14 protein-coding genes are annotated in these 14,560 nt (G+C 37.3%); 7 read left to right on the top strand and 7 right to left on the bottom strand.

Annotated features, from left to right (window positions below; genetic code table 11):
• Positions 1–518: 518 nt before the first annotated feature.
• The gene (locus E0H89_RS16005; protein ID WP_131218472.1) at positions 519–1,379 is read right to left on the bottom strand and encodes an alpha/beta hydrolase family protein; all 861 of its coding nucleotides are present in this window, start codon (positions 1,377–1,379) and stop codon (positions 519–521) included.
• A 116-nt stretch (positions 1,380–1,495) separates the two neighbouring features.
• Here E0H89_RS16005 and E0H89_RS16000 point away from each other — a divergent pair, with 116 nt between their 5' ends.
• Positions 1,496–1,960, top strand: coding sequence for a hypothetical protein (locus E0H89_RS16000; RefSeq protein ID WP_131218470.1), 465 nt, complete (start codon positions 1,496–1,498; stop codon positions 1,958–1,960).
• A gap of 77 nt (positions 1,961–2,037) precedes the next feature.
• Here the strand turns inward: E0H89_RS16000 and E0H89_RS15995 are convergent, their stop codons facing one another.
• Both E0H89_RS15995 and brnQ read right to left on the bottom strand, forming a co-directional pair.
• Entirely contained in the window at positions 2,038–2,280 is a 243-nt protein-coding gene (locus E0H89_RS15995) for a hypothetical protein (protein ID WP_131218468.1), read from the bottom strand.
• A 484-nt stretch (positions 2,281–2,764) separates the two neighbouring features.
• Positions 2,765–4,051: a branched-chain amino acid transport system II carrier protein gene (gene brnQ, locus E0H89_RS15990; RefSeq protein WP_131218466.1), complete on the bottom strand. Its 1,287-nt coding sequence runs from the start codon at positions 4,049–4,051 to the stop codon at positions 2,765–2,767.
• Positions 4,052–4,411: 360 nt separating this feature from the next.
• On the opposite strand from brnQ, the gene map reads away from it, so the two are divergent.
• Entirely contained in the window at positions 4,412–5,206 is a 795-nt protein-coding gene (map, locus tag E0H89_RS15985; protein WP_131218464.1) for a type I methionyl aminopeptidase, read from the top strand.
• 405 nt (positions 5,207–5,611) lie between these two features.
• On the opposite strand, the gene E0H89_RS15980 is transcribed toward map, so the two are convergent.
• Positions 5,612–6,511, bottom strand: coding sequence for a LysR family transcriptional regulator (locus tag E0H89_RS15980; RefSeq protein ID WP_131218462.1), 900 nt, complete (start codon positions 6,509–6,511; stop codon positions 5,612–5,614).
• A gap of 253 nt (positions 6,512–6,764) precedes the next feature.
• On the opposite strand from E0H89_RS15980, the gene E0H89_RS15975 reads away from it, so the two are divergent.
• Positions 6,765–7,679, top strand: coding sequence for a LysR family transcriptional regulator (locus E0H89_RS15975; RefSeq protein ID WP_131218460.1), 915 nt, complete (start codon positions 6,765–6,767; stop codon positions 7,677–7,679).
• Positions 7,680–7,697: 18 nt separating this feature from the next.
• On the opposite strand, the gene E0H89_RS15970 is transcribed toward E0H89_RS15975, so the two are convergent.
• Entirely contained in the window at positions 7,698–8,600 is a 903-nt protein-coding gene (locus E0H89_RS15970; RefSeq protein ID WP_131218458.1) for an alpha/beta fold hydrolase, read from the bottom strand.
• Between the two features lie 18 nt (positions 8,601–8,618).
• A complete protein-coding gene (locus E0H89_RS15965; RefSeq protein WP_131218456.1) occupies positions 8,619–9,161 on the bottom strand; it encodes a PadR family transcriptional regulator in 543 nt (180 codons plus the stop codon).
• Positions 9,162–9,298: 137 nt separating this feature from the next.
• Between E0H89_RS15965 and E0H89_RS15960 the strand changes: the two genes are divergently transcribed.
• The 4 genes from E0H89_RS15960 to E0H89_RS15945 all read left to right on the top strand — a co-directional run bounded on the left by E0H89_RS15960 (position 9,299) and on the right by E0H89_RS15945 (position 13,573).
• Complete coding sequence (locus E0H89_RS15960; protein ID WP_131218454.1) at positions 9,299–11,323, top strand: NADPH-dependent 2,4-dienoyl-CoA reductase; 2,025 nt, start codon at positions 9,299–9,301, stop codon at positions 11,321–11,323.
• Between the two features lie 179 nt (positions 11,324–11,502).
• Complete coding sequence (locus tag E0H89_RS15955) at positions 11,503–11,913, top strand: nuclear transport factor 2 family protein (protein WP_131218452.1); 411 nt, start codon at positions 11,503–11,505, stop codon at positions 11,911–11,913.
• A gap of 83 nt (positions 11,914–11,996) precedes the next feature.
• Entirely contained in the window at positions 11,997–13,088 is a 1,092-nt protein-coding gene (locus tag E0H89_RS15950; protein ID WP_131218450.1) for a YheT family hydrolase, read from the top strand.
• Between the two features lie 254 nt (positions 13,089–13,342).
• Positions 13,343–13,573: a hypothetical protein gene (locus E0H89_RS15945; RefSeq protein ID WP_131218448.1), complete on the top strand. Its 231-nt coding sequence runs from the start codon at positions 13,343–13,345 to the stop codon at positions 13,571–13,573.
• Between the two features lie 637 nt (positions 13,574–14,210).
• On the opposite strand, the gene E0H89_RS16525 is transcribed toward E0H89_RS15945, so the two are convergent.
• A complete protein-coding gene (locus E0H89_RS16525) occupies positions 14,211–14,369 on the bottom strand; it encodes a lipocalin family protein (RefSeq protein WP_165494070.1) in 159 nt (52 codons plus the stop codon).
• Positions 14,370–14,560 lie beyond the last annotated feature (191 nt).

Here is a 14,560-nt window from a genome sequence, read left to right as displayed (position 1 = left end):
TTAATTTTAAGTTAAAAAACATCATTGTGTTATAAATAAATAGGGCAAAAAAACATGAATAATATTCATATCGGAGATATTGTTTATTTAAAATTTGTCCAGGCTTCTGTAATGGTTGAAGAAATTCGGGACAATGAGGGTGTATCTGTAGAGTTTAATAACAAAAAGGAATTCATTCGAAAAACCTTTTTTTATCGAAAACTTAATTAAAAAATTTGATTCGAAGAGGGGGGGCTTAAATATTAATACCTATTTGCTCACTAAAAAAAGTATTGAAATTAAATAATATCACACGGTATCTCGATTGAGTCTCTAGAAAAGAAAATCTTCCTGAAGATGACTTCTTCTTTACCTCAATATTTCACCTATTAATTATAAACTATTGTTTTTTTAGATATTAAAAAGCCCCATGGTTAGGGGCTAGTCGTATACAGGTCAAGCCCATATACTGTAAGAGGCTCATCTCAAACTGAGTGTATTAGAACACAGCAGCCTTTAAATAACCATCTAAATCTGATTTAAACTGTCAATTGTTGTGCGATTACTGGCCATAAATTCTGATGTGATTTTTTAAACATCAGCATATGACCAATTGCTTTATGCTCATAACTTTTAGGCTTGAGTTCGATCATCTGGGTATCTGCATTCGGGTACAAGCGTAGTAAATCTTTTACGTTTGCTTTCGTTGCAATTTCATCATCTGAGGACCAGATCGAGATAATCGGGCACTTAATTTCAGCGTGATAATCTTCAAATACGGTTTTACCCATCGCATTCATGACATAACCCGGTTTGCTACAAAATTGCGCCCATTGTTTAGCCACATCTTTAGGTAAGTTTTCACCCATGCCAATGGCTTGAGTGGGTCCATAGCCTTTGGTAAGGCGCGCTAATGGGAAAATAACATTGAACATAATGGGGGCAAGTAGTTTGGTTTTACCTTTTAGACCTTTTACATGTCCAGTAGAGCCTGAAACCGCAATGACTTTGGCAACTTTTTGATAATTTGGCACAATGCCTAAAAGCTGACCACCTGCACTATGGCCCAATAAAATGACCTGTTCTGATTGTGTCTTGCATAATAAGGTATCTATAGCGGCAGGAATATCAAGCTGTCCCCAATTAACAATACTCGCCTCAGACTTGTTTAAAGGGCCGTGTAAGGATCGACCAATACCACGGAAATCAAAACTTAAAACATCATAACCTTGCGTAGCCAACCATTCTGCAAAAGCCTGGTAGAAATGTTGGGTGATACCCGTTGCAGGGCAAATTAAAACGGGATAATTATTTTGACTTGGATTTTGTTTTGGGTAAAAACGTCCACTGAGAGAATATCCATCTTTACAGCTGATTTCTAATGTTTCAAAAAGACTCATAGTAGAACATTCTTTAAATTTATCTTGTTACTACTGTACCCAAGTTCTAAAAAGAAACTTGCGCAAATGATGACTTTGAAGTCAGAATAGCACTCTAAAAATATGGATATAAATCAATGGATATTGGAAGTTTAGAGCAATCTGTTTCGCTTGCCATTATATTTAGCGGTATTTTTCTTTGGGTGGGCATGCTGACTGGGATATGGAAATATTATCAGATCAGTCATTCTGAACAGGCACGTGCCCATTATTATGTTGATATTGCCCATAGAAGCAGTTTGCTTTATGCACCCGCCAGTTTAATTATTGCGGTATTGGCATTTTTTTCAGTCTGGGCAGAGGAATTGAACTTAATCTTTGTGTTGATCAATCTATTCTTTTTTAGTTTTTCAATTTTAAGTTATGTGCTCCATGGTTGGTTAAAAGATACCACCAATCAGTTTAAACAGCCGCATCAGATGGGGCGTTGGCATTTACCAAAATGGATGCTCAGCAGTGCGATGATTTTTTTAGTGATTGGAGAATTGGGAGCGACAGCAGGATTGTTGCTTGGTGCAATAATAGGTTTGAATAGATTGTAATCAAGGAGGTTTAAATAGATAATCTTTATAAGTTTTTTAGATTTTTCTTTTTAAGATGGGTGATAGTCACCCATCTTTTATTCTGTAGAATTGCTGTGTTTCTGTTGACGATACTTTTGATCGATCACAGCCCAAATATAAAAGGCAACTGAAACAATAAAAGCATACATAAAGAATTCAGGTTTTAAATTGCCTTGAATTAAACCATGGAATATTAATGTCACAAGCAGAGCAACAGTAGTACTCAAATAGGTGACCATGTTCTTGTTTGCTTTTAGAGCGTTAATGAAGATTTCTTTATTGAAATGTAATGATAACATCTCCACCCCTCCTGTGGTTTTTTTGACCTAAACCTAATTGTTTTAGTCAGATTAGCTTCTAATGTTGTACTTCTTATTTATTAGAATTTCAATAGCAAATGTCATTAATTTGTCATAAAACTATGTTAGTGCATAAATTCATCTGCTAATTTTATTCAAAACGTCGATATTTGACATTTTTAGTCCATAAATCGACCAGATTTTATAGTAGCACTTTTTAATAAATAAGCTTTATTCAACAATAGTAGATATATAAGATAGCAATATTGATGCCAAGAGCATGCAATACAGCATATTGAAGGGAAAGGTACTGGGGTAAATAACGATGAATCGCTAATTTTTTTTAGAATAAGGTATATACAGAAAACTGTGTCAATTAGAGATGTAAACAATAAAACTCTGCTTGGGTAAAACAGGATGTTTTATTGATCACGCTTAAAATCATGTTTGGGTAAAACTCGATTTTAACGACATCAGTTTTCGGTTACTTTTTAACTTTGTCGATCACAATAGCAATAATCAGCACAACGGTTGATGGAATAAGCCATGCTAAATTTTGTGCGTTTAAAGGTAAATGCTGAATAATTTCAGGTAAATTGAAACCTGCAACTTTAAGTCCATCCAGTATGCCAAATAAAAATGCAATCGCGGTTACAGGTGCAACAACGTAAGCAGGTTTATTGAAAAATTTCCAGAAGAAGCTCAGTAAAATGACGACAATAGCGGGTGGGTAAATTGCACTTAATACAGGCACAGACACTGCAATAAGTTTGGTTAAACCCAGGTTTGAAATGATAAATGAGAAGCCTACCAAAATAAAAACCAAGATTTTATAAGGCGCTTTAGTCAGTTCTGAGAAATATTCTGCACATGCACAGGTGAGACCAATGGCTGTAACCATACAGGCAAGAAAAATCATTCCGGTTAAGAACAGAGAGCCAGCATCACCAAACGCATGTTGCACATATGCATGCAGGATCACTGCACCATTTGCTGCATTTGGAGCCACTTCGTGACTGCCTAAGCCTAATTTAAACAGGCTTAAGTAAACTAGTGTTAAACCTACACCAGAAATCAAACTTGCGATCACTGCATATTTAGTCACCAGTTTTTTATCAGTTACACCACGTGAATGAATCGCGTGAATAATGACAATACCAAAGACCAATGCGCCTAAAGTGTCCATGGTTAAGTAGCCATTAACAAAGCCTTCAGAAACAGGAGCAGTCACATAATTATTAATTGCGGGTGGAATAAAACCGGCAGGAATTGCAAATGCTGCGATACCTAATACAGCCAAAGAAATGATCTTTAAGGGTGCAAGGAAGTGACCTACCGTATCTAACAGTTTATTTGGGTATAAAGACACCACAGTTACAATGGCAAAATAAATTGCACTGTAAATGAGCAGGCTGCTACTTGCTGTACCAAAATAAGAGGAAAAACCGATTTCATAAGAAACCGTTGCTGTACGTGGAGTTGCAAACAAAGGGCCAACCGCTAAGTAACACACTATAGTTAAAATCAGACTCGCGATTTTGCCTAAAGGAGAACTTAAGTTTTGGATGGATCCTTCTACACGCGATAACGCCATAATGGTGATGACAGGTAGACCAACTGCAGTGATTAGGAAACCTAAAGCAGCTAACCATACATGCTCACCCGCTTGTTGAGCGACAATCGGAGGAAAGATAATATTGCCGGCACCAATGAAAAGTGCAAAGGTCATAAAACCTAAAGCAATGATATCTCTTGTACGGAGACTTGTCATAGAGGGGAGAGGGATTGATCAAAAGAGGCAATTTTAGAGGATAGAAAAGTATTTTGGTAATTTATTTTATTGAGGTTATGATTTTTATTTATATACATATACAGATATATAAACAAATGGCTAAATTTCGGTTGATTTATATTGTTGATTATTGGGTGGAAAATAAAAAAATAAGGAAAAATTGTTTTCTATTTTAAAGTCTTACGTACTATTTTAATTTTTTTGTAATGACAGTTTAAATGTATATAAGTTAGTCATTAAAACCTTGAAAGGTAGTACCATTTTCCTTTACGCACTGTAATTAAACAAAAAATTAGGAAAAGGTCTATAATCATAAACCTTATTTATGAGGATGATGCAATGAAAGCTTCCACTATTACTATTAAAACTGAGCAAGATCTCGAGAAACTGCGTATTTCAGGGCGTTTGGCTGCTCAGGTTTTAGAAATGATAGGGAAGTATGTCAAGCCGGGCGTAAGTACAGAATATCTGGATGATATTTGTAATGATTTTATTGTAAATACCTTAAAAGTAATTCCCGCTAATGTTGGCTATTATGGTTATACCAAAACCACCTGTATTTCACCCAATGAAGTGGTTTGTCACGGTATTCCATCGCCAAATACCATTTTGCAAGATGGCGATATTATCAATATTGACGTTGCAATTATTAAAGATGATTATTTTGGTGATACCAGTCGTATGTATTACGTCGGTACAGTTAAGCCTGAAGCTAAAAAACTGGTTGAAACCACCTATGAAGCGATGGTAGCAGGCATTCATGCAGTAAAACCGGGTGCAACGCTCGGTGATATCGGTTTTGCAATTCAATCGGTTGCCCATCGTGAAGGTTATAGTATTGTGCGTGAATACTGCGGTCACGGCATTGGCAAGATTTACCACGAACAACCGAATGTTTTACATTATGGTCAACCGGGTCAGGGGCTTATACTTAAAAAAGGTATGGTCTTTACTATTGAACCGATGGTCAATGCCGGTAAGCCACGTGTAAAAGAGCTTAAAGATGGCTGGACAGTGGTTACAGCAGATCGCTCTTTGACTGCACAATGGGAACATATGGTTGCTGTGACTGATACCGGTTTTGAGCTTTTATCTCCTTGGCCAGAGGGTACGGGTTCATATCCTGAAATTTAATGAACAAGATTTAAATGAAATAGACTGTTTTTTTTGTGAAAAGCGGTCTATTTTATAGCTTAATAAAGTTTTAAAAACTATTACTTACAAATATATATTATTGTTTTTTTTATAAAATATTTTTCTTCTATTTTTCTATAAGATGTATTAAGTATTAGATTTCACTTCACTTTTTTCGTACTATGTACCTATAGATTCTAGCTGTAGTTTCTTTTTCAAAGTTTATAGGCTTATCCAACTCGGGTAAGCTTTTTTTTATCGAAAATTTCTTACTACATCAAGTGATGTGTCATTCTTTATTTTTGATCATCGTTTTATATTTTGTTAATTGATGGCTGAAAATTGTAGGCAAGGTTGCTTTAAATATTCAGCCATTATCTCTTAATAGATCAGACATGAGAAAAATTAATATTTATTGAGATGTTCTACTAGATAATCGATAAAGACACGTACAGCAGGTAGTAGTCCACGGCGTGAGGGATAAACAGCATGGAAAATACCATGTGGGGCTTTCCAGCTAGGGAGCACACGAACTAATTCACCGCTTTGGACGTAATCCTCCACAATAGTGTCAGGCAATAAGGCAATACCACAGTTTTGTCTTGTCAGTTGCGCCAGCATCATTAGATCAGATCCCATCACCAGCGGGTTTACCTTGATTTTTTTTTGCTGATTATGTTCATCGTGTACCACAATATGCTGATCGAGATGTTCATCTACCATACTCAGGATGTGATGCTGGCTTAAATCTTCCGGTTGTCTTAATTCACCAAATTCATTTAGATAGGCCTGACTGGCAAATAAGTGTTGTTCGATGTTTTCGAATTTACGTATCACCAGACTTGGATCATCATCTAAATTTGAACGAACACGTAACGCAATATCAATGCCTTCATTGATGATATCGACACGGCGATTACTCACAATGAGCTGGATTTTGATTTCCGGATAGGTTTTCAGGAATTGAGGCAGAATCTTTGCAATTTCATTTTGCGCGATTGAAACAGGTAGACTGACCTTTATGACACCACGCGGTTGAATACTGAGATGATCGACCAAGTCGTGTGCAGCTTGGGCAGCATTGATCATGACTTGCGCATGTCGGTAAATATTCATCCCAATATCAGTGACTGCAAAATGGCGTGAACTGCGTTGAATTAACCGAACCCCCAAATGCTCTTCAAGATTATAAACGCGACGACTTAATTTTGATTTGGGGATATCGGTCGCGCGTTCTGCTGCACTAAATCCTCCATGTTCAACGACCAAGGCAAAGCAATAAAAATCATCAAGATCAGACAGCATTTAAGAATTCCATTTATGCAACAATATTTAGAATTAAAGGTTTATCGTTGCAGTTTGTCAATTTTAATTTGTTTATTTTTTCCAATTTTACTGCTCTATCTTATTGAGATTACAAGGCTAAAGTGGAATAGCGGGATATAAAACATTTGTTTATGTTAGCGGTTAAATATTTCTGGTTAAGCATTGCTTAATTGATAAGGCGTGGTTAGGCATCTTCTTATAAAAATGTAGATTGAAATAAAGGAAAAATGTCATGGAATTAAGGCATTTACGCTATTTTGTTACCGTAGTGGAAGAGCAGAGTTTTACCAAGGCTGCTGAAAAATTATTTATTGCCCAACCGCCTTTAAGTCGTCAAATTCAAAATCTTGAAACTGAACTCGGTACTTTGCTGTTTGAGCGTGGAAGTCGTCCATTAAAACCTACCGCAGTAGGACATTTTTTTTATCAGCAAGCGGTCAAGCTGTTATCCAGTGCGGAACAGTTAAAGTCGATTACCATGCGTGAAGGCGTAATAAAAAGAACCCTGACCATAGGTTTTGGGGGATCATTATTGTATGGGCTATTACCTCGAGTGGTGTATTTATTTCGCCAGCAACAGCCGTATTTAAAGATTAACATGATTCGAATGAATGCGATGGAGCAAGTGGAGGCGCTTAAAGAAGGCCGTATTGATGCCAGTTTTGGTCGGGTTCGAATTTCTGACCCCTTAATCAAGCGAATTTTGTTGCGTGAAGAACCGTTAATGATGGCTGTGCATGCCAGTCATGCGCTTGCTCAAAAAAAACAAGGAGTCAAGCTCGAAGAAATTGTCGATGAAAATTTGCTCTTATATCCCAATCGCCCCAAGCCAAGTTTTTCTACCCAAATGAAAGGATTATTTTCAGAATATGGTTTAGAACCAAAGAATTTAACTCTGGTAGACGACATTCACCTGGCTTTAGGGTTGGTGGCTGCAGGCGAAGGACTGTGTATTGTTCCGGAAAGCGCGAAAACCATACAGTTCAAGCATCTGGAGTATATTCCTATCTTGGACGATGCTGCGGTAAGTCCGGTATTTTTGATTATTCGCAATGCAGAGGACAATGAATATATCCGTTCACTATTCGACAGTGTTTATCAAGTCTATGATCTGGAAGCGATCAAATATGATCGTCAAATTTTTTAACATTCCGCAGTTTTATCGTTAATCTTGCAGAAAATGTGCAATTTCGCGACCGAATTTGAGTGGTTCACTGATTAACGGTGTATGCCCGGACTTCTCAAAAATAATCTGTTTGGAGCTTTTTACGCTATTGGCAATTATTTTTTGTCCTGCTGCTGGATAGAGCTTGGATTCTGCGCCAATAAAAAAAGTACTTGGACAAGCAAGCTGTGCAATAGCGTTACGATAGTCTTCGTTATGATATAAATAATTATTGATATACCATGCTAAATAATCCAAACGCTGCATGGGTAAAATGAGGGACTGTAATTTTGGCTGTTTTAATGCCATGTTAAAAATTAAAGGTGTGAACTTATTACTGGTTTGGAGCTGAAGAAAACGCAGCCAAAGTTCTAATAAGTGTTGTCGAGAGCTTGAATCGAGATCAGATAATTGAAGTGCATGAGATTTTGCCGAAAGCAGTTGCGAAATCTCCGTCAAGAGCTGTTTAAATTGAGGCTGTTGCTGGCTAAATAAACCGTGTTGCCAAGTGTCATCGACCGAAATCTTGGGTGTTTGATCAATATGCAGGTAACGCGTTAATTTTGCATTTAAGTTACTGTATTGCATACCATGCATGGCCGTTGTTGCCCCCATGGAATAAGCAATCAAGGAGAATTGATCTAACTGAAGTTGTTCAATCAAGCTGTCTATATCGCGCCAGTGACTGGAAATGGCATCCATTTCAGGAATGCTGCAACGTTGTGAGCCACCAAAACCACGCCAATCGGGGATAATGAATTTATGGTTCTTGGCTTGGGGATATAAGAAAGGAAGCCATTGCCAACTATGCATGCCCAAACCGGATAGAACTAATACCGGCTGTCCTTGTCCAAATTCGCGGACAAAAAGTTGTTCGCCATCTGGCATACGGTAATGGGGCATGATTAGTTCCTTGAGTTATTATTGTTCATTGAATGCTTTTAATTGTGGGATCATGGTTTCTAACCAATGTATCCAACCTACTTCTAAATCAATGCCAAGTTGTAGAATCATTTTATGAATAAATTGGGTCCGATCTTGATCTTGCCTATTGGCGAAATCTTTTGCAAAAATTGTTTGGTAAATTTTTAGATTTTCTTTGTGTAAAATCAGATGCCGTTCTAATTCAGGCAGTACAGTGTTGCCACCCAATTGAGCTTCAGCACGTAGTCGAACCATTAACTCTTCGCGTAATTGTGCTGGAGGACTTTGTTTAACCATCCATTCCGCTAATTCAGTACGACCCAATTTTTCAACTTGATAGGTTTTTTTACGGCTAGTGGCATTATGCTCTTCAATGGTGGAGATCCAGTTTTTTTGTTGCATGCCACTAAGTTCACGATAAATTTGCTGATGCGTTGCATTCCAGAAGAAGCCCATGGAACGGTCAAAGCGACGTGCTAAATCAATTCCCGTACTTGGTTTTTCAATTAAGCTGGTCAATAAAACATGGGCTAAAGACATAAACCACTCAGTCAGTAAAAATTTACTTGATCATTATGCAACATGTTGCATAAAAATCAAATCTAGAATATAAATTATGCAACAAGTTGCATTAAGCACACTATTCGCTAGCTCAAATAGCACGCCAAGGAGATCATATGTCTAATTACCCTCATTTGTTAGCACCTTTAGATTTAGGCTTTACCACATTAAAAAACCGTGTCTTGATGGGATCTATGCACGTAGGCTTGGAAGAAGCACCCGGTGGTTATGACCGTATGGCCGCATTTTATGCTGAACGTGCTCAAGGCGGTGTAGGGCTGATTGTGACTGGGGGTATTTCACCGAATGACGCAGGTCTGACCTTTGCTGGTGGAGCTAAATTAGACAGTCGTGAAGAAGCTGAAAAGCATCAAGTGATTACTAAAGCGGTGCATAATGCAGGTGGCAAAATTGCCATGCAAATTTTACATACCGGACGTTATTCTTATCAGCCCGATTTAGTTGCGCCGTCCGCTATTCAAGCACCGATTAATTTAAGTAAACCGCATGCCTTAACTACCGCTGAAGTAAACCAGACCATTGCAGATTTTGCTCACTGTGCCAAATGGGCACAATATGCGGGCTACGATGGTGTAGAAATCATGGGTTCTGAAGGTTATTTGATTAATGAGTTTATTGCTGCACGGACCAACCATCGTGATGATGAATGGGGGGGGAGCTATGAAAAGCGTATTCGTTTCCCAATTGAAATTGTAAAGCGTACCCGTGAAGCAGTCGGTGAAAACTTTATTATTATTTATCGTTTATCCATGCTGGATCTGGTTGAGGGCGGTTCAACTTTTGATGAAGTGGTACAACTGGCGAAAGAAATTGAAAAAGCGGGTGCGACCATTATCAATACCGGTATTGGCTGGCATGAAGCACGTATTCCGACTATTGCCACCAAAGTGCCGCGTGCAGCATTTACCTGGGTGACAGAAAAACTGAAAGGTCTGGTCAAGCTTCCACTGATTACTTCAAACCGTATTAATACCCCAGAAATGGCAGAGCATGTTTTGGCTTCAGGGCATGCCGATATGATTTCTATGGCGCGTCCAATGCTTGCTGATGCATTTTTTGTGCAAAAAGCGGAACAAGGTCGTAGTGATGAAATTAATACCTGTATTGGCTGTAATCAGGCTTGTTTAGATCATATTTTCTCGATGAAAATTGCAACTTGTCTGGTCAATCCACGCGCATGTTATGAAACAGAATTAATCTTTAAAGAAACCGCCGTTGCAAAAAATATTGCAGTAATTGGTGCGGGTCCGGCTGGTTTAAGTTTTGCTACCTATGCGGCAGAACGTGGACATCAGGTCACTATTTTCGAAGCGGCCAATCAGATTGGTGGTCAGTTTAATATTGCCAAAACCATTCCGGGCAAAGAAGAATTCTATGAAACACTACGTTATTTTAAACGTAGAATTGAATTACTTCCTAATATTAAGTTACGTCTAAATCATCAAGCGACTTATAACGAACTGACTGAATCAGAGTTTGATGAAATCGTAGTCGCAACAGGTGTAACTCCACGCCATTTAGAGATTGAGGGTATTGATCATCCAAAAGTCCTAACTTATCTGGAAGTATTAAAAGAACGTAAGCCAGTTGGACAACGTGTCGCCATTATTGGTGCAGGCGGCATTGGCTTCGATACAGCTGAATATTTAACTCATGAAGGTGATAGTGCAAGTCTGAATCCGGAAAAATTTTATAATGAATGGGGAATTGATACCACTTATGAAAATGTCGGTGGTTTGAAAGCAGCTCAATTAGAACAATCCAATCGTGAAATTTACTTATTGCAGCGTAAAACCAATTCCGTAGGTGCAGGCTTGGGTAAAACCACAGGCTGGATTCACCGTACAGGTTTAAAACACCGTGAAGTAAAAATGATTGCAGGCGTAAACTATGAAAAGATTGATGATCAAGGTTTACATGTTTTGGTCAATGGTCAGCCAACAGTATTAGAAGTTGATAACGTGGTGATCTGTGCTGGTCAGGAACCGTTTACTGCCATGTTTGATCAGCTTAAAGCAGATGGTAAAAACGTACATTTGATTGGTGGTGCCAAAGAAGCCGGTGAGTTGGATGCAAAACGTGCGATTCGTCAAGGCGCTGATTTGGCGGCAGTGATTTAACAAGAAATAGCCCTTTCCCTAAAGAACTCAAAATATATTTTGAAAATTCTTATCTCTTAAAAGGAGAGGGAATCTCCCTTGGTTTTAAATGGGTAATAAATACTCCTTCTCTTCAAGGGAGAGGGTTGAGGTGAGGGGATAAATAGAATGAAACAATGGATAGAAAGAGAGGAAATAAAATGGCTTTAACAAATACTCGAGCATCACTTCAACGCTGGCATGAAATGCTTGAAACACGTGATATGTCTATCTTGAATGATCTGCTTGCTGAAGATGTGGTTTTCCGCTCACCAGTGGCATTTAACCCTTATCCGGGTAAGCAAGTGGTATTTTTTATCTTGACCAATGTCATTCAGATCTTTGAAAACTTTACTTATCACCGTGAGTTCTATACAGAAGATGGATTAAGCGCGGTACTGGAGTTTTCAGCCAATGTCGGTGAAAAGAAACTCAAAGGCATCGATATGATTCTTTTCAATGAACACGGTCAAATTGTTGATTTTGAGGTGATGCTACGTCCTAAGAGTGGTTTAGAAGCATTGGCGGCACAGATGGGACAACGCATGGCTGCTTTTATGCCAAAAGCATAAAGAGTATAGTAAATATACAAGCTGTTAATGGACTGACATGTACTAAGTATTTTGAGTTGCATCATGATTAAGGTGGAGCCAATATGAGATTTTTAGTCAAAAAAATTAGTGTTTTGGCACAAGAAATTGTCGATCAGATGACCGGTGCAGAATTTCCTACGCTGTATTTCAATCCACAAGGTGAAGCACGGCAAATCCTTGATGTTTTGCCTCAACTGAAACAGAAATATCGTCCAACGCCGTGGTTGTCAAATACGCATTTGCATTTGATGTATTTTGACTTGATTAAAAAGAAAACCATTCAGCTTAAATATGATGCCATTGAACAGTTAAAGATGTCGGATGGTGGTGTCACAGGTATTGCCTGGTATGGGCTGGATCTCCCGGTAGATACCCCGACTATTATATTAATGCATACGCTGACTGGTACACCTGAAAGTATGTCAGAACTAGTGCGTGACTTACATCAACATACAGGTTGGCGTGTAGCATTGTGTTTGCGTCGTGGTCATGCCAACTTACCTATGCCGATACCGAAGATTTCTATATTTGGTTCAACGGATGATTTGCGTGAACAGATTCTACATATTCAAACAAAATTTCCAGCTTCTCCTCTATACGCAGTAGGTTCATCTGCGGGTACTGGATTGTTGGTGCGCTATTTGGGAGAAGAAGGAGAGCAAACTCCATTTAAAGCCGCTTTTGCGCTTTGTCCAGGCTATGACACTGAACATGGCTTTAAAAATGTCCATCCTTTCTACAGCAAGGTGATGACCAAAAAGCTTTTTAAGTCTTTTATTTACCCCTATACGGCGACGTGGGAAAAAACGGCATCTCTGTCGCAGGTCTTGGCTAGTACAAGCCTGTTAGAATTTCAGTATCAATGTTTTGAACTGGCAGGCTATAGCAGTTTTGAGGACTATAATCAGGCAACTAATCCGATTTTGGTATTTGGAAATGTCAGCATCCCACTCATGATTTTAAATGCAGAGGATGATCCAGTGTGCCATATCCAAAATTTTGATCCCTTTAAAGAAGCTATCCAACAGATGTCAAATATTATGGTGGTTACCACGAAAAAGGGTAGCCATTGTGGTTTTTATGAGGGTTTAAATCACACGAAATCATGGGCAGCGCGCTTGATTGCAGACTACTTCATGGCGCAACACCAGTAAATTTTAAAAGCTATAAATGAAGGGATGTCTTCACTTTTTGAAATATTTTGATGCAATTACTATTGGTTTGATCGATAAAATTTAGTATTTAAATCAGTATTTCTGTTATAATTGCATCAACAATAAAAATGACATGAAAGTGTTCTTTTTTTAAATTGATATAAGTCTTATTTAATCTGAGTTATCAAAATTAAGGTTGTTATTTTGAAATGCCAATGGTGGCGTTTCTGTATATGTTGAAAAAATTGGTGTAAATGTTGAATATAATTGAAAATTTAGTAGCAAAATCTGTAAATGGTAGTGAAATTATTGTATCGCTGGTTCCTTCAAAAAAAATGCAAAGTACTCGCGATGGGTTTAAATGGGTTGAAGTTGGAAAGAAAGTTTTACTTCAATCTGGTGTTGAAATCGATTTAAATCTTGATGGTCGTAGCTTCTATACAGGTGTTAATGAAATGTTCCGATTCACCTCACGTGTGAATTAAACATATAAATAATCACTGATCTAAATTAAAACCGCCTAAAAGGCGGTTTTTTTGCTATCTGATCATCTGTTTACAGGTGTGGTTTTGTATCAATGAAAATTCTCTTTTAATGACTCATTTATATAATAAAAAATATGATTTGATATGTACAATGCTTGAATGTGCCTTACGGATTAAAAAATTTGGGATTTTATATTTATATAGAAATAGATGTAAAGAAATTAATTTTTATATTTTTGTAGTTTTGTGAGCGCTTTATGTCACTTTTTGTCATTTATTGGTGAGTATAATAGGGGTATAAAAAGTAATCCACTTTATATAGGGGGGTAGTAGATGATGAGCACACTAGAATTATTATTAACTTCCTCATCAGCTCTTATGCTAATGCTTGTTATTTATGCTTTTGGGCAAATGTTGAATTAGTCAAAAAATGTTGTATAAAAAGCACCTTAGGGTGCTTTTTTATTAATTTGAATTTTATCAACTTAGTTAAATACACCCTTTTACGACATACAGTATGAATGAATTCAAATAGATCATTGTCTAAGCTTTTACATAATTTAAATATTCTTGTTTAGTCGCTTTAACTAAGCTCACATCGCGATAGCCCATAAGTACTTTAGGTCAGGTTCACCGACTAATCCAGTGAGTAATGCGCATAAATTTTTAAAATCCCATAATCACCTTGGTTAAAAGGAATCCAGCTTAATTCTTTGGGGTGGAAACTCATTCTAATTTTGCCATTCGCTCCATTCACAATACCATCTTCGCTAATTAATTCCTCTAATTTCATCATTCACGTTTTTTAATTCAATTAATAAGCTTTTTAATAAATACCGTATTGAATATATAGAATTTGTTTAGTTATATTATTTTTTATTTTAAAGCCTGATTTATATATTTATTTTTTGAATGGGGATTGTAAATGGTTTATGTATCTAAAAATAATTGGTATATGAGTAACTAATTTTTATATATAAAATTTTT

The organism is Acinetobacter sp. ANC 3781 (genome assembly GCF_004331285.1).
GTDB lineage: Bacteria > Pseudomonadota > Gammaproteobacteria > Pseudomonadales > Moraxellaceae > Acinetobacter.
Note: the sequence above shows the minus strand (reverse complement) of the source record. Positions and strands in the feature narration are given on the sequence as shown.

Coding starts and splice junctions, on each gene's coding strand:
- E0H89_RS16005 (WP_131218472.1), bottom strand. CDS start 1,379: ATGAGTCTTTTTGAAACATTAGAAATCAGCTGTAAAGATGGATATTCT.
- E0H89_RS16000 (WP_131218470.1), top strand. CDS start 1,496: ATGGATATTGGAAGTTTAGAGCAATCTGTTTCGCTTGCCATTATATTT.
- E0H89_RS15995 (WP_131218468.1), bottom strand. CDS start 2,280: ATGTTATCATTACATTTCAATAAAGAAATCTTCATTAACGCTCTAAAA.
- brnQ (WP_131218466.1), bottom strand. CDS start 4,051: ATGACAAGTCTCCGTACAAGAGATATCATTGCTTTAGGTTTTATGACC.
- map (WP_131218464.1), top strand. CDS start 4,412: ATGAAAGCTTCCACTATTACTATTAAAACTGAGCAAGATCTCGAGAAA.
- E0H89_RS15980 (WP_131218462.1), bottom strand. CDS start 6,511: ATGCTGTCTGATCTTGATGATTTTTATTGCTTTGCCTTGGTCGTTGAA.
- E0H89_RS15975 (WP_131218460.1), top strand. CDS start 6,765: ATGGAATTAAGGCATTTACGCTATTTTGTTACCGTAGTGGAAGAGCAG.
- E0H89_RS15970 (WP_131218458.1), bottom strand. CDS start 8,600: ATGCCCCATTACCGTATGCCAGATGGCGAACAACTTTTTGTCCGCGAA.
- E0H89_RS15965 (WP_131218456.1), bottom strand. CDS start 9,161: ATGTCTTTAGCCCATGTTTTATTGACCAGCTTAATTGAAAAACCAAGT.
- E0H89_RS15960 (WP_131218454.1), top strand. CDS start 9,299: ATGTCTAATTACCCTCATTTGTTAGCACCTTTAGATTTAGGCTTTACC.
- E0H89_RS15955 (WP_131218452.1), top strand. CDS start 11,503: ATGGCTTTAACAAATACTCGAGCATCACTTCAACGCTGGCATGAAATG.
- E0H89_RS15950 (WP_131218450.1), top strand. CDS start 11,997: ATGAGATTTTTAGTCAAAAAAATTAGTGTTTTGGCACAAGAAATTGTC.
- E0H89_RS15945 (WP_131218448.1), top strand. CDS start 13,343: ATGTTGAATATAATTGAAAATTTAGTAGCAAAATCTGTAAATGGTAGT.
- E0H89_RS16525 (WP_165494070.1), bottom strand. CDS start 14,369: ATGATGAAATTAGAGGAATTAATTAGCGAAGATGGTATTGTGAATGGA.